General features: G+C 55.8%; 17 protein-coding genes. 10 read left to right on the forward strand and 7 right to left on the reverse strand.

The annotated features are described in order from the left end of the window. Positions 1–13: 13 nt before the first annotated feature. Entirely contained in the window at positions 14–1,825 is a 1,812-nt protein-coding gene (locus tag W822_RS45405; protein WP_024007484.1) for an ABC transporter ATP-binding protein/permease, read from the reverse strand. A gap of 181 nt (positions 1,826–2,006) precedes the next feature. Between W822_RS45405 and W822_RS45410 the strand changes: the two genes are divergently transcribed. The 5 genes from W822_RS45410 (at position 2,007) to W822_RS45430 (ending at position 7,996) form a co-directional block, all read left to right on the forward strand. Beyond that, positions 2,007–3,581 carry a TerC family protein gene (locus tag W822_RS45410; RefSeq protein ID WP_024007485.1) on the forward strand — a complete coding sequence of 525 codons (1,575 nt, stop codon included), beginning with the start codon at positions 2,007–2,009 and terminating at the stop codon, positions 3,579–3,581. Between the two features lie 394 nt (positions 3,582–3,975). Continuing rightward, positions 3,976–4,992 (forward strand): sulfate ABC transporter substrate-binding protein, encoded by a 1,017-nt coding sequence (locus W822_RS45415; RefSeq protein WP_024007486.1) that lies wholly within the window; start codon positions 3,976–3,978, stop codon positions 4,990–4,992. 40 nt (positions 4,993–5,032) lie between these two features. Beyond that, positions 5,033–5,869: a sulfate ABC transporter permease subunit CysT gene (gene cysT / locus W822_RS45420; RefSeq protein WP_024007487.1), complete on the forward strand. Its 837-nt coding sequence runs from the start codon at positions 5,033–5,035 to the stop codon at positions 5,867–5,869. An 8-nt stretch (positions 5,870–5,877) separates the two neighbouring features. Continuing rightward, positions 5,878–6,789 carry a sulfate ABC transporter permease subunit CysW gene (gene cysW, locus W822_RS45425; RefSeq protein ID WP_024007488.1) on the forward strand — a complete coding sequence of 304 codons (912 nt, stop codon included), beginning with the start codon at positions 5,878–5,880 and terminating at the stop codon, positions 6,787–6,789. Positions 6,790–6,916: 127 nt separating this feature from the next. Then, on the forward strand, positions 6,917–7,996 hold the full coding sequence (locus tag W822_RS45430) for a sulfate/molybdate ABC transporter ATP-binding protein (RefSeq protein ID WP_024007489.1): 1,080 nt from the start codon (positions 6,917–6,919) through the stop codon (positions 7,994–7,996). Positions 7,997–8,239: 243 nt separating this feature from the next. Here the strand turns inward: W822_RS45430 and W822_RS45435 are convergent, their stop codons facing one another. The 5 genes from W822_RS45435 to W822_RS45455 all read right to left on the reverse strand — a co-directional run bounded on the left by W822_RS45435 (position 8,240) and on the right by W822_RS45455 (position 14,438). After that, positions 8,240–9,550, reverse strand: coding sequence for a sulfate adenylyltransferase subunit 1 (locus tag W822_RS45435; protein ID WP_024007490.1), 1,311 nt, complete (start codon positions 9,548–9,550; stop codon positions 8,240–8,242). Between the two features lie 15 nt (positions 9,551–9,565). Further along, entirely contained in the window at positions 9,566–10,513 is a 948-nt protein-coding gene (gene cysD / locus W822_RS45440; RefSeq protein ID WP_024007491.1) for a sulfate adenylyltransferase subunit CysD, read from the reverse strand. A 56-nt stretch (positions 10,514–10,569) separates the two neighbouring features. Next, complete coding sequence (locus W822_RS45445; protein ID WP_024007492.1) at positions 10,570–11,352, reverse strand: phosphoadenylyl-sulfate reductase; 783 nt, start codon at positions 11,350–11,352, stop codon at positions 10,570–10,572. 335 nt (positions 11,353–11,687) lie between these two features. Further along, positions 11,688–13,301, reverse strand: a complete 1,614-nt coding sequence (locus W822_RS45450; protein ID WP_024007493.1) for a GMC family oxidoreductase — start codon at positions 13,299–13,301, stop codon at positions 11,688–11,690. A 174-nt stretch (positions 13,302–13,475) separates the two neighbouring features. After that, positions 13,476–14,438, reverse strand: a complete 963-nt coding sequence (locus W822_RS45455) for a D-2-hydroxyacid dehydrogenase (protein ID WP_024007494.1) — start codon at positions 14,436–14,438, stop codon at positions 13,476–13,478. Between the two features lie 92 nt (positions 14,439–14,530). Between W822_RS45455 and W822_RS0124240 the strand changes: the two genes are divergently transcribed. From W822_RS0124240 to W822_RS45475, 5 genes are all read left to right on the forward strand, one after another. Continuing rightward, complete coding sequence (locus tag W822_RS0124240; RefSeq protein ID WP_031243831.1) at positions 14,531–15,325, forward strand: ferritin-like domain-containing protein; 795 nt, start codon at positions 14,531–14,533, stop codon at positions 15,323–15,325. An 82-nt stretch (positions 15,326–15,407) separates the two neighbouring features. Beyond that, complete coding sequence (locus tag W822_RS45460; RefSeq protein WP_024007495.1) at positions 15,408–16,661, forward strand: D-amino acid dehydrogenase; 1,254 nt, start codon at positions 15,408–15,410, stop codon at positions 16,659–16,661. 197 nt (positions 16,662–16,858) lie between these two features. Then, positions 16,859–17,332 carry a TM2 domain-containing protein gene (locus W822_RS45465; protein ID WP_024007496.1) on the forward strand — a complete coding sequence of 158 codons (474 nt, stop codon included), beginning with the start codon at positions 16,859–16,861 and terminating at the stop codon, positions 17,330–17,332. 56 nt (positions 17,333–17,388) lie between these two features. Then, on the forward strand, positions 17,389–17,895 hold the full coding sequence (locus W822_RS45470) for a hypothetical protein (RefSeq protein ID WP_024007497.1): 507 nt from the start codon (positions 17,389–17,391) through the stop codon (positions 17,893–17,895). Positions 17,896–17,953: 58 nt separating this feature from the next. Next, complete coding sequence (locus tag W822_RS45475) at positions 17,954–19,231, forward strand: amino acid deaminase (RefSeq protein WP_024007498.1); 1,278 nt, start codon at positions 17,954–17,956, stop codon at positions 19,229–19,231. Positions 19,232–19,234: 3 nt separating this feature from the next. Here W822_RS45475 and W822_RS45480 read toward each other — a convergent pair whose 3' ends face one another. After that, a complete protein-coding gene (locus W822_RS45480; RefSeq protein WP_024007499.1) occupies positions 19,235–20,200 on the reverse strand; it encodes an acyltransferase family protein in 966 nt (321 codons plus the stop codon). Between the last annotated feature and the right edge of the window lie 451 nt (positions 20,201–20,651).

The following is a 20,651-nucleotide window of genomic DNA, read 5'->3' on the forward strand; positions in this document are numbered from 1 at the left end:
TCACTCTCCAGGATCAGGTCGTCTGCGGCGCCAGAGGCGTATCAATGGGGCGTGAGTACCACGTGCCGTCGCCATTCAAGTGCAGAAGATGGGTGTGCTGAGGAATCAGTGTACTGCGATGACCGACACTGATCAGCTTCAGGTCGGGCAAACGCTGGTGAACCAGGCGGTACATGGCGTCTTCCAGGCCTTCGTCCATGGCCGAGGTCGCCTCGTCGATAAAGGCGACGTCCGGTTCGGCCAGCAACAACCTGGCAAATGCGACCCGCTGCTGCTCACCCAGGGACAGGGTATGGGACCAGCTGACGGTTTCTTCGATGCGCGATTGCAGGTGAGCCAGATGAACATCCAGCAGTGCCTGTTTGCCTTTTTCCAGACCGTCTTCCGGCACGGCATGCGGATAATACAGTGCCCCCAGCAGGGAGCCTTCAGGTACATAGGGCTTTTGCGACAGGAACAGTATATCGTTTTCGGGACGGACGATCTTGCCGCTGGAATAAGGCCACAGCCCCGCCACTGCCCGCAAAATCGTGGTCTTGCCTGAACCGGAGGGGCCCTGCAGCAGCCACGACTGCCCTTTTTCCACCGTCATGTCCAGATCGTTGACCAGCTCCTGTCCCAGGGGCGTGCGGATGCTGACGTCTTCCAGCATCACGGTGTCGCCATTCTGGCTCACGTCGGGCAGGGGCAAGGCGTCGGCGTTTTCGATATTGGTCAGAAAACCGTGCAGACGGTTCAGCGTGGCGCGATAGCCGGCAAACGTATCATACGCATTCCGGAAGAACGACAGATTGTCGTGCAATGTACCGAAAGCCTGGGCGCTCTGGGTCATGGCGCCCAGCGTGATCTGCTGGGAAAAGAAACGCGGCGCCTGGATAATGAACGGAAAAATGACTGCTGTCTGCGACACAAAGAAGTTGAAACCCTGAAACTTGACGCTACGATGTACGATCGCCCAGACGTTGCTGATAATCTGCCGGAAGCGGCCCATCAGCTTGCCCATTTCAATCTTCTCGCCCTTGTAAAAGGCAATGCTTTCTGCATATTCGCGCACGCGCACCAGCGAATAACGGTAATCAGCGTTGAATTTTTCATCCAGAAAATTCAATAAAATCAACGGGCGACCGATTCGGAAGGCAAACACCGTGGCGATGAGGATATAAATAAACAGGGCAAAGACCATGCCCCTCGGGATGGTCACACCGCCCAGTGTCAGATCGCCCGACAGGGTCCAGAGAATGATCGTAAAGGCAACGGCAGACACCAGGGAGCTGACCACGCCCAAACAGAGGTCAAGCGACACCGTGACAAAATTGGCGACGTCCTGCTGGATACGCTGGTCCGGGTTATCGGCCGGTGTGCTGAGGTAGTGGGAGCGATAATAGCTGCTGCGCGACAGCCATTTGGTCAGAAACACACCATTAAGCGACTCGCGCCAGTTGATGGTGAATGCCTGCTGCAGGTAAAAGGCGACCAGCGAGCGGACGATATGAATGGCCGCCAGGATGGTAAAAACACCCATTTGTATCCAGAAATTCGGTTCGTCCAGCTTCTGCAGGGCGGTATACATGCTGTTGTACCAATTGGAAAACAGGACATTGACCCGCACGCCCGACAGGCTGAGCAGCAGAATCACGCTGAACATGACAATGGGACGCACCGAGCGCTTTGGGTTGAAATAGTCGCCCGCCAGCTTCCAGAACTGCCGCCCCCAATGGGTGTAGCGCGTCAGCAGCCAGCCCGCGATGACAATCGAGATAAATGATATCAAATAGGCCTGTATCAGCCAGAGCGCACTATCTCTTAATTCCTGACCCCAGTCCATTCACCACTCCTGTATTCCAATGCATATGCACGTTCCGCAAAAAGAGTCACTTTACCTTAAGTGCCGGGGATACTGTCAATTCCTGAACCTCCGAATGTAATAATTGCCGTGCCCGCAACACGCTGAAACCCCGGCTATTTATCTGCTACTATTTGATGATCTCAATGACTGGAGTCCCTTGATGGAGCTGTTGCTTGACCCAAATATATGGGTAGGCCTGATTACGCTGATTGTTCTGGAGTTGGTTTTAGGCATAGACAATCTTGTCTTTATTGCCATTCTGGTGGATAAACTGCCTCCCAAGCAGCGCGACAAAGCTCGTATTACCGGACTTGCTCTTGCACTGATCATGCGGCTCATGCTGCTGTCGGTCATGTCCTGGCTGATCAAACTGACCGCCCCGCTCTTTTCGATTTACACACTCTCATTCTCGGGGCGGGACCTGATCCTGATCGCAGGCGGTCTGTTTCTGCTCTTCAAGGGCACGCTCGAACTGCACGAAAGACTCGAAGGCAAAGCCAAAGTCTCTACCGGCCCGCGCGTCTACGCCAGCTTCGGCGTCATTGTCACGCAGATTATCGTGCTGGATGCGGTGTTCTCGCTGGACTCTATTATTACGGCCGTGGGTATGGTGGATCACCTGCCGGTCATGTTCGCGGCAGTCATTATTGCCATGGCGGTCATGCTCGTGGCCTCCAAACCCCTGACCAGCTTTGTCAACCGGCATCCTACCGTCGTAGTCCTGTGTCTGGGCTTTCTGCTGATGATTGGTTTTTCGCTGCTCTCGGAAGGGTTCGGCTTCAAGGTGCCCAAGGGCTATCTGTATGCGGCCATCGGTTTTTCGGTCATGATCGAAATTTTCAACCAGATCGCCCGCCACAGCATGAAGCGTTCCGAGGCAATCCGCCCCATGCGGGAACGCACGGCCGAGGGGATTCTGCGCATGCTGGGCAAGCGTCCTCCCGATGAAGCGCATATGGAAAACCCCAGCATGGAAACCGAGCTGCCGGTTGTGTTCGAGGATGAAGAGCGCTATATGGTCAGCGGCGTGCTGACCCTGGCCGATCGCAGCATCCATTCGATCATGACGCCACGCGCCGACATTTCCTGGATCAATATCGACGACGACATCAACCAGATTCGCGACGAAATCATCAACACACCGCATACCTTTTTCCCGATCTGCCGGGGGGCACTGGACGAAATTATCGGCGTGGGCCGGGCGCGCGACCTGGTTGCCGATATTCTGACCGAAGGCCGGATCAACGTCAAAAAACTGCGCAAGCCACTGGTCGTGCCCGAATCCATCAATATTCTGACGCTGATACAGACGCTGAAAGAAAGCCGTGGCCAGCTGGTCGTGATCACAGATGAATTCGGCGCCATCGAAGGGCTGGTCACGCCTATGGACGTATTCGAAGCGATTGCCGGCGAATTTCCGGACGAAGACGAAACGCCCGATATCGTCGATCTGGGAGAAGGTCACTGGATGATCGACGGTGCGGCCGACCTGCGTCATCTGGAGCAGATCCTCAATATCGATGGCCTGTATGATGACAACGAAGAAACCGCCACGCTGGCCGGCTATCTGTTGCGCCAGTTCGACCGGCTGGCCGAACCGGGCGATGTCTTCGAACTGGAGCAGGGGCCGATCAAAACGGTGTTCAAAGTCGTGGCGCTGGATGGCCGGCGCATCGGCCAAGTCAGTGTTGAACAGCATCGCGAAAAAGATCCCGAGGAATTGCTGGACGTCTGAGCGCAACAATCACAAGAGGTGGCCTGACAAGCGACGGCCTCGCGGGAATAACGTCACCACACCCGAACGTTCATTGCAACAGGTTCATTTCAGCGGGTCGCATTATTGAAAACAATAGCCACCACGTTTATTAACTTATTACCCGATTTTCCAAGCCCGCTTCTGCGGGCTTTGTTTTCTCCTGCCGATATTTTTTATCACAATCGAAATAACACGAGGGCTGGCGCGGTGTCTGGCGGCATTGGTTTATTTCCCTGGCTTTGCTGTACCCTGTTTTATATTGTTCCTGCACATATCATTATCAGAATTTAATCGTTCGTCTTCATGGCCGGTTTCTCTACACTGAAGCCCATTGCATCCTTTTTCGCACATTTCTAACCGATACGGGCCGTCCATGATTTCACTTGCACACACTATTCGCAGCCTGACCCTTGCTGCCGTCGCTGTCACCACCTTTTCTGCCGTGGCGCACGCCCGCGACATCACGCTGCTGAACGTGTCCTATGATCCAACGCGGGAGCTGTATCAGGAAATTGACGGGCTTTTTGCCAAGGAGTGGAAAGACAAAACCGGTGACAACCTGGTGATCAAGCAGTCTCATGGCGGTTCCGGTTCCCAGGCACGCTCTGTCGATAACGGACTGGACGCCGATGTGGTTACGCTCGCGCTGGCGATCGATATCAATACCATCGCGCGCAAGAGCAAGCGCATCAATGCCGATTGGGAAAGCAAATTTGCTCACAACAGTACCCCGTTTACCTCAACGATTGTTTTCCTGGTTCGCAAGGGTAATCCCAAGGGAATCAAAGACTGGGGCGATCTGACCAAATCCGGTGTCCAGGTTATTACGCCCAACCCTAAAACCTCGGGCGGGGCACGCTGGAATTATCTGGCAGCCTATGCCTGGGCCAAAGAACAACCCAATGCAACCGAAGAGACCGCCAAGCAATACCTGAAGGACCTGTACAGCCATGTGCCCGTGCTGGACTCGGGCGCACGCGGCTCGACGCTGACCTTTGTGCAGCGTCAGATCGGCGACGTATTGCTGGCCTGGGAAAACGAAGCGTTTCTTGCCCAGAAGGAGCTGGGCCAGGGCCAGTTTGACATCGTGGTGCCTTCGCTGTCGGTCCTGGCAGAGCCCCCGGTTGCCGTGGTGGATAAGGTCGTGGACAAACGCGGCACACGTGAAGTGGCCACTGCCTATCTGAATTTTCTTTATACCCCCGAGGCACAGCGCATCGCGATCAAAAACTTTTATCGGCCAACCGACCCCTCGCTGGCGGCAGAGGCCGGCAAGCTGTTCCCCGCGTTGAAAACGGTCTCGATTGCTGACCTGGGAGGCTGGGATGCGGCCAATGCAAAGCATTTTGCCGACGGTGCCCTGTTTGACCAGATCTATTTGAAAAAATAATGGCAATTGAAATTGCGCGATTTTCCGATCAGATGATTTAATGACACTTCTTCAAAAACAATATTCGGTACTGCCCGGCTTTGGTCTGACGCTGGGCATTACCCTTTTCTGGCTCAGCCTGATCGTGCTGATCCCCTTTGCCGTTCTGTTCGGCTGGGCATCGCAACCGGGCATTGAGGGTTTTATCAAGACGATCGGCCACGAACGTGTGATCCATTCGCTCTACATTACGTTCGGCTCATCACTGCTTGCGGTACTGATCAACGTCGTGTTCGGGGTCATGACGGCGTGGGTACTGGTCCGGTATTCATTCCCCGGCAAGAAAATCATTGACGCCTTTATCGACCTGCCCTTTGCCCTGCCCACGGCAGTGGCCGGGATTGCCCTGACTACGCTGTATGCACCCAACGGTCTGCTGGGCAGCCTGCTGATGCCGCTGGGCATCAAAATCGCCTATACGCCAGCCGGTATTGTCATCGCCCTGATCTTCATCAGCCTGCCGTTTATTGTGCGCACCATCCAGCCCGTACTGGAAGACCTGGAACCGGAACTGGAAGACGCGGCGACCTGTCTGGGTGCCAGCCGATGGCAGATTTTTTCCCGGGTTATTTTCCCGGCCATCGCCCCCGCCCTGCTGACCGGCGCTGCCATGGCCTTTGCCCGGGCGGCGGGCGAGTATGGTTCGGTCATTTTTATCGCCGGCAATATTCCCATGGTGTCGGAAATCACCCCCTTGCTGATTACCGCCAAACTGGAACAATCCGATTACGAAGGCGCAACCGTCCTGGCGATGCTGATGCTGATGATCTCTTTTCTGGTGCTGCTGCTGATCAATCTGATCCAGCGGTGGAATAACAAACGCAATGGCATGAATTGAGGCCTGGCATGAATCAATCTTTTCGTCGCACGGAGAAACCCTGGGTACGCCGCAGCCTCACCGGCATCGCGATGGTGTTTGTGCTGCTATTTATCGCCCTGCCCATGTTTCTGGTATTCGGCGAGGCTTTCAGCAAAGGCTGGGCCTTCTATCGGGACACTTTGAGTCAATCGGACGCCGTCTCGGCCATCGGCCTGACACTGCTGACCGCCGCCATCGCGGTGCCGCTCAATGTCCTGTTTGGTATCGCCGCCGCCTGGGCGATCGCGCGCTTTAATTTCCGCGGCAAGAGCTTTCTGATCACACTGATTGATCTGCCGTTTTCCGTTTCACCCGTGGTCGCCGGCCTCATGTATCTGCTGCTTTTCGGCAACCAGACGGCGCTTGGCGTCTGGCTGGACGACCATGATTTGAAAATCATTTTCGCCGTTCCGGGCATTGTGCTGGCGACCACCTTCGTCACCTTTCCCTTTGTGGCGCGCGAGCTGATCCCGCTGATGCAGTCGCAGGGTGCCGACGAAGAACACGCGGCGCTGGTGCTGGGCGCGGGCAGCCTGCAGACATTCTGGCATGTCACCCTGCCGAATATCAAATGGGGACTGTTGTATGGCGTAATCCTGACCAATGCCCGCGCCATGGGCGAATTTGGTGCCGTGAGCGTGATCTCGGGTCATATCCGTGGCGTAACCAATACCATTCCCCTGCATGTGGAAATTCTGTACAACGAATTCAATATCGCCGGGGCGTTTGTGTGCGCCTCGATTCTGGCGCTGCTGGCGATCGTGACACTGGTGATCAAGTCTTTCGTGGAATGGCAGCAGCACCGGTCGCATCAGCAATCGCTGCGTCGCAGCGGTATTGCGGCGCAAAGTCTGCCCTCAGACAGCGCGGGCCCCGTGACCGCGCTCATTCCATCATGAGCCCGTCCATCCTTGATACAACCATGACTTACCAACAACGCCATCGTCCGCTGCTACCCGGCCAGTCCAATGCAGCCGCCCCCTTTCCGGCCCAATTCCGGTTGGCCGACAGAACAAGGACATTATTGTGAGCATTGAAGTTCATCACGTCACAAAAACATTCGGCAATTTTACTGCCCTGGCCGACATCAGCCTGCAGGTGCGCAGCGGTGAGCTGCTGGCCCTGCTTGGTCCCTCGGGCTGCGGCAAGACAACGCTGCTCAAAATCGTGGCCGGGCTGGAACAGCCCGATTCCGGTCAGTTGCTATTTGAAGGCACCGACGCCACACACAAGCATGTGGCCGAAAGAGGGATTGGTTTTGTGTTCCAGCATTACGCGCTGTTCCGTCACATGACCGTGTTCGATAACGTTGCCTTTGGCCTCACGGTCAAGCCCAGGCGGATCCGTCCGTCCAAAGCGGAAATACGCGACAAGGTCCACCGCCTGCTGAAAATGGTGCAGCTGGAATGGCTGGCCGATGCCTACCCGGCCCAGTTGTCCGGCGGCCAGCGCCAGCGCATTGCCCTGGCTCGATCCCTCGCCGTGGAGCCACGCGTACTGCTGCTGGATGAACCTTTCGGCGCCCTTGATGCCCGCGTGCGCAAGGACCTGCGCCGCTGGTTGCGCCAGTTGCATGACGAGATCCATCTGACCAGTATCTTTGTGACGCATGATCAGGAAGAAGCGCTGGAAGTGTCCGACCGGGTGGTGGTGATGAACCACGGAAAAATTGAACAGGTCGGCACACCCGACGAGATTTATGAGCACCCGGCCAGCGCATTCGTAACCCAGTTCCTGGGCGACGTCAATCTGTTTCACGGCCGGATTCAGGATGAAAAATTCACGCATGGCAATTATGTCCAGCCCTTTTCTGCCGACCATGTGCGCGACAATACAAACGATGAAGTGACTGCCTATATCCGACCGCACGATATCGAATTGTCCCAGGAAGCCGACAATGCACTGGATCGCGGCAGAATCGAACACGTTCACGCCATTGGTCCGGTTGTGCGTCTGGAACTGGGACGCGAAGGATCAGGTGATCCGATAGAAGTGGTGATGACCCGGGAACGCTACCGCCTGCTGGGTCTGAATCCGGGCGACACGGTGTATGTCAAGCCAAGAAAAATGGCAGTTTTCAATCGGAAAGAGAAGACGGCCGCCTGAGGCCGCACCCTGGGTGCATAACCGACCGCGAATACCTGTAAGATCGCCAATACACCGATAGAGAAGTCGCCGGTGTATGAACAAAGATGTCACCCAGCTGTCAAAAAAGAAGTCGGCGATGTGGCGAAAAAGAAGTGGCCGCTGTATCGGCAAAGGTATATCGACGAAAAAACGCCGGCGTACCGGCGTTTTTCATGAAGGCGCCCCGCAAGAGAGCGGAAACGCCACGGACCTTAAACCGGATCAGGCCAGCGCGGGCGCGTTGATAATTCCAGCCGCCACGGTATTGTTGCTGACTTCGTCAATCAGGATAAACGAGCCGGTCACCGCATTCTGGTCATAACTGTCGCTGACCAGCGGTTTTTGCAAAGTCAGTTGCACCTGGCCGATATCGTTCAGGCGCAATTGATCGCTACCGGTTTCGTTCAGCAATGTGCTCACATCCAGCACTTTATTGATCCGGTTGATGCGAACGGGAATCGACGCAAAGGTATGACGCAACAGATATTTGCGCTTCAAATCCAGCGGGTCTGCATCAAACCAGCAAACATCGGCTTCAATCGCGCGGCGCGGGGTGATCTGCGCGTCGGCCGCGACAATAATGTCGCCTCGTGAAATATCAATATCACGATCCAGACTGAGCGTAGGCACATCACCCGCTACTGCGCGATCAAGCTGGCCATCGGGCCCCAGAATTTCTTTTACCACAGCCGTCTGATCACCCGGCAGCACCCGGATGGTCTGCCCGACATGCAATTGTCCGCCGGCTACTTTACCCATGTATCCCCGGAAATCATCGGCCTGACTTCCGTCCTGGCGCACCACCAGTTGCACAGGAAAACGCAGTGCCGCCGGATCGCTATCGGCCGCTTGCGTCAATTCGATCGACTCCAGGATCGACAGTAACGGCAAGCCCGTATACCAAGGCATCTGTTCACTGCGCAATACGACGTTATCGCCGCTGAGCGCCGACACCGGAATATAGCGCACATCTTCAATTCCCAGCTGCGCTGCCAGTTGCGCATAGGCATCACAGATTTTTTCAAACCGTTGCTGGTCAAAACCGATCAGATCCATTTTATTGACGGCCACCACGATATGGCGAATGCCCAGCAGCCGCAATAAGGCGCTATGACGACGCGTTTGCGCCAGCAGTGTCACATTGTCCTCTTCGTCCAGCGCGCGCACCGGATCAATCAGCACCACGGCCGCATCGGCAGTCGAGGCACCGGTCACCATATTGCGCGTATATTGCTCGTGCCCGGGTGTATCGGCAATGATGAATTTGCGGTTGACGGTGGAAAAATACCGATAGGCCACGTCAATGGTAATGCCCTGCTCTCTTTCGGCTTCCAGTCCGTCGGTCAGCAGCGAAAAATCAATCTGCTCGCCCACCGTGCGCTTGTGCCGGGCATTGCGTACCGCCAGTAACTGGTCGCTCAGGACCGATTTGCTGTCAAACAGCAGGCGCCCGATCAGCGTGCTTTTTCCATCGTCAACGGAACCGGCAGTGATAAAACGCAGCAGTCCCTGTGTATTTGTCGTTGTCATCATCATTATCCTGATACGTCAGAAGTAGCCTTCTTTCTTGCGTTTTTCCATAGAGGCTTCGCTGATCTGGTCATCCATGCGCGTCGCGCCCCTCTCGGTAATTTCGGCGATCGCGGTTTCGCGAATGATATCGCCGGGCGTTGCCGCCGTGCTGGCCACCGGGCAGGTGCAACTGATATCGCCCACGGTTCGGAAACGCACGCTGATCACTTCGCTTTGCTCATGCGTCTGTTTCGGGGTCAGCTCAGTCACCGGAACCAGCAGTTCGTTGCGGCGCACGATCTCCCGGTCATGGGCATAATAAATCTCGGGCAGCGCCAGCTTTTCCTGTTCGATATACTGCCAGATATCCAGTTCAGTCCAGTTTGAAATCGGGAACACACGAATCTGTTCACCGGCATGAACACGGGCGTTGTACAGTTCCCATAATTCAGGACGCTGCGCCTTGGGATCCCACTGTCCGAACTCATCGCGGAAGGAAAAAATGCGTTCCTTGGCGCGGGCTTTCTCCTCGTCGCGGCGCGCGCCTCCCATGAGCGCATCAAAACCGTGGGCCTCGATCGTCTCCAGCAGTGTCACGGCCTGCGCCGCATTGCGTGAGTCGGTTGCCCGGCGCAGTTTGACGGTGCCCTTGCGAATTGAATCTTCGACATGCCCCACGACCAGCTTAAAACCGTGCTGGGCGATCAGCGCATCACGAAAGCGGATGACTTCCGGATAGTTGTGGCCGGTATCGATATGCACCAGCGAAAACGGCAAGGCCAATGGCCGGTTGCCAAGCCGGAATGCCTTGCGCGCAAGATGCAGCAAGACAACCGAATCTTTTCCGCCGGAAAACAGCAAGGCGGGCGAGCGGCTTTGCGCGTAGACTTCGCGAATAATATAGATGGACTCGGCTTCGAGTCGTTTCAGGTGTGCGGTGTGCAGGTGGGTAGGCTGAGTGATGGAGCCCGATAGCGTGTCCATAGACAATATATTTCCCTGATAATGTGTTTGTATCGATGCCGATGCGTAATTCAATTTCAATTGTGAACGTGCAGCCCGCACTCCCGGCTGTCCTGGTTTTCCCACCACCAGCGACCGGCGCGCGGGTCTTCGCCCGTCCTGACGGCTTTGGTACAGGGCTCACAGCCGATGCTGGGATAGCCCTGATAGTGCAGCGCGTTGACTGGTACAGAAAACTGTTCGACATATGCCCAGACGTCCTGCTCGGACCAGTCGAACAGGGGGTTGTATTTGCGGATGCCCCGCGCTGTATCATCTTCAGCTAAAGCCAGCTCGCCACGGGTGACCGACTGCTCGCGGCGCTGACCGGTTATCCAGGCGTCGGCGTCGGCCAGGGCGGCAGCAAGCGGGACGACCTTGCGGATGTCGCAGCACTGCTTGCGAGCCGCCAGACTTTCATAGAAGCCATTCAGACCGTAGCGATCGATATAGGCCTGCACCGCCTCGTCCGCCGGCGTATATATCGCCAATTGTGTGCCGTAGTGTGTCTGAATATCATTCAGCAGTGCCAGCGTTTCCGCCGGCAGCCGTCCCGTTTCCAGCGTGAAAATATCAATGCTGCCGGCAATGTCCGGATGCGCATTGCGCAATATCACATCTGAAATAACCATATCTTCAGCCGACAGGCTTGAGGCCAGGCGTACATGCTGATGTTGTCTGGCGATCTGCAGCAGACGCTCACTCAGTTGCTGGCTTTTTTCTTCGATGCACACAAGGCTGGCCACCCGCTTGGGTGGCGACCACAGGACCGGGCGCTCAAATACCGTAGCGGTTGTGGTGTCTGCAGTAAGATAAGCCATGATTCATTCATCCAATGTACGGTCGAGCCGACATGCAGGCAAGACGATCTCAGTGAAGCCTCATCTTATCGGGTCAACGCCCGAAGCTGAACGAATAAATATGTCTTTATTTATAGAAAACGGATATAAACCACAAGCCCGAGAACCGGATTGGGTTGTTAAGAGAGGCCGGGACCGCCTGCCTGCGGCAGGCTTTGCGCTTGCGAGCCAAGACGGCACAGCGTGACGATGATATGGCTGTGGGCTATTTCAATATAAAGCCGACCTATAAGGCTTCCTTACAACGCTTACTTACACGGCTGTATCACAAGACTTGGTCATAAGGCTGTCTATGCCTAGCGTGATGCAAGAATCAGTTGTGCACCTTTTTCTGCGATCAGCATGGCCGGGGCATTGGTATTGCCGGAGGTAATGGTCGGCATGATGGATGCGTCAACCACGCGCAGGCCCTCCACCCCATGCACCTTCAGAGCCGCATCCACGACTGCCATGTCGTCATTCCCCATTTTGCATGTGCCCACGGGATGAAAAATCGTCGTACCGATATTGCTGGCCGCCCGTATCAGGTCATCATCGCTCTTGGCCAGCGGCCCGGGTCGCCATTCCTGCGGCGCATACTTTTCCAGTGCAGACGCAGCAGCGATACGCCGCGTGAGTCGAATACTGTCCAACGCCACCTGCACGTCCTCATCGGTACTCAGATAATTGCACAGAATATCGGGCCGCGATTCGAGCGAAGGCGACACAATGGCCACCGTCCCACGGCTGGTGGGGCGGATATTGCATACCGATGCCGTGAACGCGGGAAACGGGTGCAGGCCTTCGCCGAATTTCTCCAGTGACAGGGGCTGCACGTGATATTCGACATTGGCTCGCGACTGTCTGGATGAAGAACGGGCAAAGAGCCCCAGCTGCGACGGGGCCATGGTCAGCGGTCCCTTTTTCAATAACGCATACTGCAAACCCATATACGCCTTGGCCAGTGGCGACTGCATCATGGTATTGAGCGTGCGGGCCTTGCTGATTTTGTAGATCATGCGCAGTTGCAGATGATCCTGCAGGTTGCGGCCCACACCAGGTAAATGATGAATAAGAGGGATACCCAGAGACTGCATCAGATCACCAGCGCCAATACCCGAGCGCTGAAGAATCTGAACCGAGCCGATCGCGCCGGCACTCAGGATGACTTCGCGGGTGGCATTGGCATGGAAAAAATGATCGTTATGACGAAATTGCAGGCCCTGTGCAGTACGACCATTGAAATTGACCCGGTCGATCATTGCATTTGTGATAACGGTCAGATTGCTGCGCTCTTTGATCGGGCGCAGAAAGGCGGAGGCCGCACTGAAACGCACGCCTTTTTTCTGGGTCACCTGAAAATAGGACGACCCTTCATTGTTGCCGCCGTTGAAGTCGTCTATTTTCGGGATGCCGGCTTCTTCTGCGGCCTCGCGAAAGGCATCCAGAATCGCCCAGCGCAGGCGCTGCTGCTCGACACGCAACTCGCCCGTCCCGCCATGGATCGCCGAGTCACCAGCATAATGGCTTTCGAATTTGCGAAACAGCGGTAAGACATCGTCCCAGCCCCAGCCCGCGTTACCCGCTGCTTTCCAGCCATCGTAGTCTTCGCGCTGGCCGCGCATATAGATCATGCCATTGATGGCAGAGCTGCCGCCCAGTACCCGCCCTCTTGGATAGGCAATGCTGCGACCATTGAGACCGGCATCGGGATGCGTCGTAAAGCACCAATCGGTGTCCGGGTTGCCGATGCAGTAAAGATAGCCGACCGGAATATGCAGCCAGCGCCATTTGTCGTCGCCGCCCGCTTCCAGCAACAGCACCCTGCATGCCGGATCGGCGGACAGGCGATTTGCCAGCAGGCAACCTGCAGAACCTGCACCCGCAATAATATAGTCAAAGTTCCCGTAAAGGGTGGTTGTCTCAGCCATGTTCCCACTCTGCGTGTCTGTGCACTATATTTGTGTACTTGTTTTTATTGGTCAGCCGGATCGCTCCGTATTCTGATTATTATTGAGAATATCCGGCGCCATGACAACGCGTATTTCTACCTATTACAAACACGAGAGGTAACGACTGTAAGCAAAAGCATATTCGCAGTTGGCTCACACCGGGTTGCGAATTTCGCCGCGTTCAAAGGCATTGATATTGTCCACCAGCTGATCGGCCAGGGTCTGGATTGCCTGGCGGCTGGCCCATGCGACATGCGGCGTAAGGATGAAGTCAGACCGGTTCATCAGACGCATGAACGGGTGCGTATCCGGCATGGGCTCCTGGGTAACCACGTCAAAACCGGCACCGCCGATTTGCCCGTTTTCCAGGGCATCGGCGAGTGCGGCTTCATCAACCAGCCCGCCTCGCGCCGTATTGATCAGAATGGCTGTAGGCTTCATTTGCGCCAGTTCGGGTGCACCAATCATGTGGCGCGTTCCGTCGGTAAGCGGCAGATGCAGACTCAATATATCGGCCCTGGCGATGACTTCTTCAAACGGCGTGTGATCTTTCTTGACGGCCGTCTCACCTTTGCGACCGGCAAACAGCACCTTCATGCCCAGCGCCTGTGCCCGGCCGGCCACCGCGCTGCCCAGCGCCCCGGAGCCGAAAATACCGATCGTGCTGTCGGCAAGATCGCTGACGGGATAATCAAAATAACAGAACTGGCCGCTTTGCGCCCAGCGCCCACGGGCGACCGAAAGATGATAGGCCAGCAGACTGCGTCGCAGGGCAAAGATCAACGCAAGGGTATGCTCCGGAACGGTATTGACCGCGTAATTGCGGATATTGGTCACGACAACGCCCTTTTGCCGGCAGGCCTCTACATCCACAATATTCGTTCCCGTGGCCGCCACCGCCACCAGTTTGAGTCCGTCAGTCCGGGCCAGGTCTGCGGCCGACACCGGTACTTTATTGGTGATTACGATCTGTGCCTGTGCAATTCGTCCGGCCACTTCTTCGGGTTTCGTCTGGTCATACGTGATGACTTCATGCGCAAAATCAAATGCCTTCAGTTCGATAAAGTCAGGTAAGGTGGCGCGATCAAGAAAGACAATGCGTACGGCAGCAGACATGAGATTTCCCGGGAAAGTAAAAACACGACTATACCATTGCCCGCCATTGACTAAAATAAAGGTTTGGATGAAAGTATCGTTTGTTTTTTGCCATGACCTCTGCCTTTTCTTCGCTTCGGCAAGCCGCACTGGATGCGCTGGCCGAACCCGATCCCTGCAAAAAGATCACTGCAGTCAACCAACTGGCCTCTACCCTGCCCGTCTGCGCGCATGCCGACATACAGCCAACCCGGCCACTGCCGGGACGTCCTGCCCGTCCGCAACTGGTGGATCCGCGCAAGGTGGCCTTGCGCTCGGCGCATAGCCCTGAAGGCAAAGCCGCCCTGATCCACTCAATCGCCCACATTGAATTTAATGCCATCAATCTGGCGCTCGATATCATCTGGCGATTTACCGGCATGCCCGACGATTTTTACCGCGACTGGCTGCAGGTTGCCCGTGAAGAGGCCTATCATTTCTCGCTGGTGCGCGGCCATCTGGCAGCTTCGGGGTATCAATACGGTGATTTTGCAGCGCATAATGGCCTGTGGGACATGGCCGAAAAAACCCGTGACAACCTCCTGGCCAGACTGGCGCTGGTGCCACGCACACTCGAAGCACGCGGCCTGGACGTCTCGCCCGCGATACAGAAGCGGCTGCGCGACGCCGGCGACCGTAAAGGGGTGGACATCCTGAACATCATCCTGCGTGATGAAATCGGCCATGTGCAGATCGGCAATCGCTGGTACCTATACTGTTGCGAGCGCGACCAGCGGGACCCCGTTGCCACCTACGCCGGGTTGATGGACGCCTACGGGGTCGCCCGGCCGCGCGGGCCATTCAATGTGCAGGCCAGAATGGCCGCCGGGTTCACGCAGGCCGATATTGATTGGCTGAATTCCCTATAATCAGGTAATTGGCAGTCACACGCCTCCCCAGCCCGGGTGCAGGCGGACAAAACCAACACTTTTTCATACTGACGGAAAAATCATGGACGTTCTGGTTCTCGGGGCCGGCATTATCGGGCTGACAACAGCATACTTTCTCAACAAGGAAGGGTTTGAAGTCACCGTTGTCGACCGAAACAACGATGTCGCGCTGGAAACCAGTTTCGCCAACGGGGCGCAGCTGTCCTACAGCTATGTCGCCCCCCTGGCCGGGCCGGGCGTTATGAGCCACGTCCCCAAATGGCTGCTGGACAAAAACTCGCCGCTGCGCTTTCGCCCCAGTCTGGACCCGGCCACCCTATGCTGGAATGTGCGCTTCATGAAAGCCTGCACTGCGACGCAAAGCAATCATACAACCCGCGAACTGCTGACCCTGTCTTTCCTGAGCCGCGATCTGTATCACACCATGATGCAGCAGGAAAACATTGCTTTCGATCACAAGCGGGCCGGCAAGCTGATTGTGCATCGCAGTCGCGATTCATTCGACCATGCCGTTGAACAACTGGATTTTCAACGCTCGCTGGGTTGCGAGCAGCGTGCCCTCTCGGTAGAGGAATGCCTGTCGCTGGAGCCCTCTCTACAGCGCATGCGCGATCATCTGAGCGGTGGTATTTATACCGAAAGCGAAGAAAGCGGCGATTGCTACCAGCTTGCCGTTGCCCTGAAGAAAATACTGCAGCAGCGTGGCGTGACCTTCAGATTCAATACTCCGATCAAAAAACTGGTGACAGACAGCACGCGCAAGGTCAGTGTGCAAACAGACAACGCAGAGCGTTTGTCTGCCGATCATATTGTAGTGGCGCTGGGCTGCGACAGCACTGCCCTGCTCAAGCCGCTGGGTATTGCCGTTCCGGTCAGCCCGCTCAAGGGATACAGCCTGACGCTGCCCATCCAGAGCGCCACCGATGCGCCTGTGGTCAGCATCACCGATTACGAGCGCAAGGTCGTCTATGCCCGCCTGGGTGAACGCCTGCGGGTAGCGGGCATGGCCGATATGGTGGGGTTGGATCGCCATATCGACACCGCACGCATCGAAACCCTGAAACAGGAAGCCCGCAATTTGTTCCCGGACGCCGGCAATTACGATCTGGCTACCCTGTGGGCGGGTCTGCGTCCGGCCACGCCCAAAGGCAAACCGATTATCGATGGCACACGCTATGGCAATTTGTGGCTCAATATCGGCCAGGGCGCGCTGGGCTTTACGCTGGCATCGGGCTCGGCGCGCGTCATGACCGATCTGATCCGCGGCCAGCCCCTGCCCCTCGAACGAAATGTATTCACCCTGGCCGATGCCTAGGCCTGGCCTGTTCCTGCAAGACGCACCCGAAACCCAATGAAGCATCCATGCGCCCGCCGCTTTCGGCCAAACCCTGTTTTTATGCGAATATAGCCTTATTTATCCTTTGTTTACCGCATTCTTAACCTGCTTTCCGTGAGGCGTTGGCGCAACCCGTCAGCCATCACGATCGCTTTGTGCCCAACCGGACCACTGTCATGCTTCAGAAAATTCTCCTGCCTATTATCGTGTTCATCATCGTCCTGATCGGGCTGACCTTCGGCGAAGGCGTCTTCACCGCCCTGGCCGTCTGGCTGCACGACATTACGGGCCTGGTCATCTACAATTTTTCAGACCTGTATTACACAGTCTCCGAGTACGTGTCCCGACATCCAGTCAAGATCGTCGTCGCCCTGGTTGTCACAGCCGTGGTCTGCATCTGGATCTACAAGAATAAGGACGAAGAGCTGACCCGTCAGGCCAGTTCCCGTAAAATAGCTATTTTCCTGGCAATCTTCCTGGGCTGGCTGGGCGCGCACCGATTCTATAACGGCCAGATCGGCATGGGGCTGCTCTACCTGATTATCAGCTTTATCTGGCTGCCACTGACCGTCTTTCTGAGCCTGATCGATGCAGTACGATATATTTTCATGAACGACGAAGAATACCGCCTGCGTATTCAATCGTCCTGACCCGGCAGGCTGCAATCGGCCCGGCTCCTGCCCCGTCACCCACACAAGGAGCACCCGTGAATCTGAACGATCTGACCATTGCCACCGATCAACTTGACCAGCCACGACTGCTCAAACACTGGCAATGGTTGCTGCCGCCAGAAGTGGAAGTACTGCTGGTCACCAAAACAGCCGACTGCTTTTTACTGGATCCAGAAACAGGCCGCATTCTGTTTCTGGATACCACCGATGGCGAACTGGAACAGATAGCGGCCGATTTTGAACAGTTTCGCAATGTCCTTGGCGACCCCGAATTCATTACCGACTATTTCTCGCTGCCTCTGTTGGCGCCGATGCTGGACGTCGCCATGCCGGACAACACCGTCTTCGCCCTTCCCGTACCTGCCGTCCTGGGCGGCTCAGCCGAGACAGACGAGCTCACGCTGGTCGATATTTACGAGTATTTCGAGCAAATGGGCCTTCTTTGGGAAAAATTAAGCCAGATCGATATACAGGATGACGACGCCGACGACGAAACCGACGATCAGCCTAACCGGCCCCTGGATCAGACCAAACCCGATTAGACACACCACCACAACACTGACAGCCCATCGTCGCCTGCTGCCTCACCAGGACATTGACATGACTACCTTCTTTATGCCACCAGCGGCCGGACTGAAGCATTTCCCCCAAGGGCTGAGCCCCATACAGGCAGAAACCTTTGCGGCGGCCCGCCTCAATGTCTACGACAATGACCTGGCGTTTCCGCTGGCAGTCCTGAATCAGCCGGCTCTTGACCACAATTTACGGTGGATGCAGGCATTTGCGCAACGCAAGGGCGTCAGCCTGGCGCCACACGGCAAAACCACCATGTCTGTCGAGCTTTTTCGCAGGCAGCTTGAGGCCGGTGCCTGGGGGCTGACCTTCGCGACCCTATTCCAGGCCCAGGCAGGAATCGAAGCGGGAGCCAGGCGCATCATCATCGCAAATCAGGTTATATGCGATGCTGACCTTGTTACCCTGCATAATCTGTTGCAGCGCCACGCCGACCTGCGCGTCTGGTTTCTGGTCGACTCAATCGAACAGGTTGGTTATATCGAAGCGTGGGCAGCGCGTCAGCAGCCCGGCGCGCAAAACATACACTTTGATTGTCTGCTGGAAATTGGCATTGCTGGCCAGCGTACCGGTTGCCGCGATCTGCAGCAGGCTGTGGAACTGGCCCGGCGCGTCCGTTCTTCGGCGATACTGGCGCTAGGTGGAATTGAATGCTACGAGGGGAGTCTGGCCACCGATACAGACAAAGACAAGGCTTCAGTGGATGAGCTGATGGACCGCTGCGAAGCGGTTGCCCGCCGTTGCGCGCAAGAGGACTTATTTGAAACCGATGAATTGATTATGTCGGCTGGTGGGTCGGCCATTTTCGATCTGGTCGTGCCTGGCCTGACCATCAGCCTGGACCGCCCGGTACGGGGTGTACTGCGATCAGGCTGCTACATTACCCACGACCATGGCGTCTATCACCAACACCTGATCAAAGTCGAGGAACGGGAACACTTGCAGGACAGCCTGCAGGCCGCGCTGGAAATCTGGACCATGGTGCAGTCGGTGCCGGAACCAGGTCTGGCGTTGCTGACCGGTGGCAAGCGCGATATGTCGTACGATATGACACTGCCCTTCGTGACCGGCCTGGCACCGGCGGGTCAGCGTGAACGACAAACACCGCCTGCCGACTGGCGCATTACGGCATTGAATGACCAGCACGCCTATCTGCGTTTTGACAAGGAGGGCCCGGCGCCCGCCGTCGGCGACCGGGTGATCCTGGGCATCTCGCACCCCTGCACCACATTCGACAAATGGAAATGGATGCCCATTCTTGATGAACATGGTCAAGCCGTGTCCTTTATCACGACCCGCTTCTGAGCGTCAAAACAGCATATTCCATTTGCGATCCGACCAGACCAGCACGGCTGACACCACCGTGCTGGCAAACATTACCATGACGAACAATGCGGTTCCCTGCTCCATCCAGCCGGTATTGAGCAGGATATTGATAAAAAAGACATGGGTCAGATAGATCGCAGTAGACAGCTTTGACAGAAAATCGGTATTGAGTCTGGCCGAGCGGCTGTGAAAGAAAATGAAAATCAGCGGACACAAGACCAGCAGAGACAAATACATATCGACCCCAGCCTTGACCGGATGCATATAATAATAGGCCGTGCTCTCGAGCACCAGCAACACCGCGGCCGCGAAAATGGCGCACAGCAATTGTGGGTCCCTTCGGGGAGATTTGTGCACTTTATGTTTGGCAATCAGGTAGCCGATTGAAAACAACGGGAAACCGAAGAACAGAAAATTACGGAACAACCATCCCGAGTTGAACAAATAACCAGCCAGGCCAACTTCCGGTGGAGCAAAAATACTGATTCCCTGAATCACATAGCCAGTAATAAACAGCACAACGGCTGTGATCAGCATCTGTTTGTCGGTGCATTTGCGCATTAAATACAATACGGCGCCGGCGCCGAGTGTACCCACCAGGTACCAGAGATGGTGATAACCAAATATGAATTTTTCCAGCAGACCAATTTGGTCACGGGTCACATCCAGGTGCGCAGGCCAGTAGAATGGCAAATACAGCAGCATCCAGATGGCATACAGCACCGCCAGTCGCCGCGCCCACCCCAGGAAAGGACGCCCTCGGGCAATCAAGGGGTAGAAGTAAAAACCATTGATAATAAAGAAAACCGGTACGGCAATACGCAGCAGGCCGTTAACAAAAACGTAGTTCAGATATTCGGCTGTTTCGGTAAAAAGGGACGCATGCAGTGCGACCACCATCATTGCCAGTGCCATTTTCAGGCCATCGGTTCCTGCGTTCCGCTGCATGTATCATCCTTTGTCCAAAGACATATTGTAACGATACCGCCAGCCACAAGCATGAAGGATGCCTACCAATTGCTGTGGAATGTAACGATTCAACCGAACACTTTGCGCTTATGTGGGCAATAAGCATCAGCAAAAACACTCGCCGTCGGCGAGTGTTGCAATACTGCGATCAGGTCTGAAAAAAGTCTAGATTATTTGCTCAGCGCATTCATGGTCGTGACGAATTTGTCCAGATCCTGTCCCCGTGTGTAGAGGGTGGGAGAAATACGGATGGGCGCCTACCCGAGCACCGCAGCGTGGGTGTTGTGTACCGGGCGGATAATTTTATATTTGTAATTTGGTTTTTAAAGCGTCCAGACGCACAAACGCCCCGGACTCAAGAGAGAAACGGGGCGAATGATTGGAATAAAAAGCCTGACGATGACCTACTTTCACAGATGTCCATCCACTA

This window comes from Advenella kashmirensis W13003 (assembly GCF_000506985.1).
Classification (GTDB): Bacteria; Pseudomonadota; Gammaproteobacteria; order Burkholderiales; family Burkholderiaceae_B; genus Advenella; species Advenella kashmirensis_A.

What these genes read in the sequence shown, in the direction of transcription:
- W822_RS45405 (WP_024007484.1), bottom strand. Translation starts at nt 1,825, where the DNA reads ATGGACTGGGGTCAGGAATTAAGAGATAGTGCGCTCTGGCTGATACAG.
- W822_RS45410 (WP_024007485.1), top strand. Translation starts at nt 2,007, where the DNA reads ATGGAGCTGTTGCTTGACCCAAATATATGGGTAGGCCTGATTACGCTG.
- W822_RS45415 (WP_024007486.1), top strand. Translation starts at nt 3,976, where the DNA reads ATGATTTCACTTGCACACACTATTCGCAGCCTGACCCTTGCTGCCGTC.
- cysT (WP_024007487.1), top strand. Translation starts at nt 5,033, where the DNA reads ATGACACTTCTTCAAAAACAATATTCGGTACTGCCCGGCTTTGGTCTG.
- cysW (WP_024007488.1), top strand. Translation starts at nt 5,878, where the DNA reads ATGAATCAATCTTTTCGTCGCACGGAGAAACCCTGGGTACGCCGCAGC.
- W822_RS45435 (WP_024007490.1), bottom strand. Translation starts at nt 9,550, where the DNA reads ATGATGACAACGACAAATACACAGGGACTGCTGCGTTTTATCACTGCC.
- cysD (WP_024007491.1), bottom strand. Translation starts at nt 10,513, where the DNA reads ATGGACACGCTATCGGGCTCCATCACTCAGCCTACCCACCTGCACACC.
- W822_RS45445 (WP_024007492.1), bottom strand. Translation starts at nt 11,352, where the DNA reads ATGGCTTATCTTACTGCAGACACCACAACCGCTACGGTATTTGAGCGC.
- W822_RS45450 (WP_024007493.1), bottom strand. Translation starts at nt 13,301, where the DNA reads ATGGCTGAGACAACCACCCTTTACGGGAACTTTGACTATATTATTGCG.
- W822_RS45455 (WP_024007494.1), bottom strand. Translation starts at nt 14,438, where the DNA reads ATGTCTGCTGCCGTACGCATTGTCTTTCTTGATCGCGCCACCTTACCT.
- W822_RS0124240 (WP_031243831.1), top strand. Translation starts at nt 14,531, where the DNA reads ATGACCTCTGCCTTTTCTTCGCTTCGGCAAGCCGCACTGGATGCGCTG.
- W822_RS45460 (WP_024007495.1), top strand. Translation starts at nt 15,408, where the DNA reads ATGGACGTTCTGGTTCTCGGGGCCGGCATTATCGGGCTGACAACAGCA.
- W822_RS45465 (WP_024007496.1), top strand. Translation starts at nt 16,859, where the DNA reads ATGCTTCAGAAAATTCTCCTGCCTATTATCGTGTTCATCATCGTCCTG.
- W822_RS45475 (WP_024007498.1), top strand. Translation starts at nt 17,954, where the DNA reads ATGACTACCTTCTTTATGCCACCAGCGGCCGGACTGAAGCATTTCCCC.
- W822_RS45480 (WP_024007499.1), bottom strand. Translation starts at nt 20,200, where the DNA reads ATGCAGCGGAACGCAGGAACCGATGGCCTGAAAATGGCACTGGCAATG.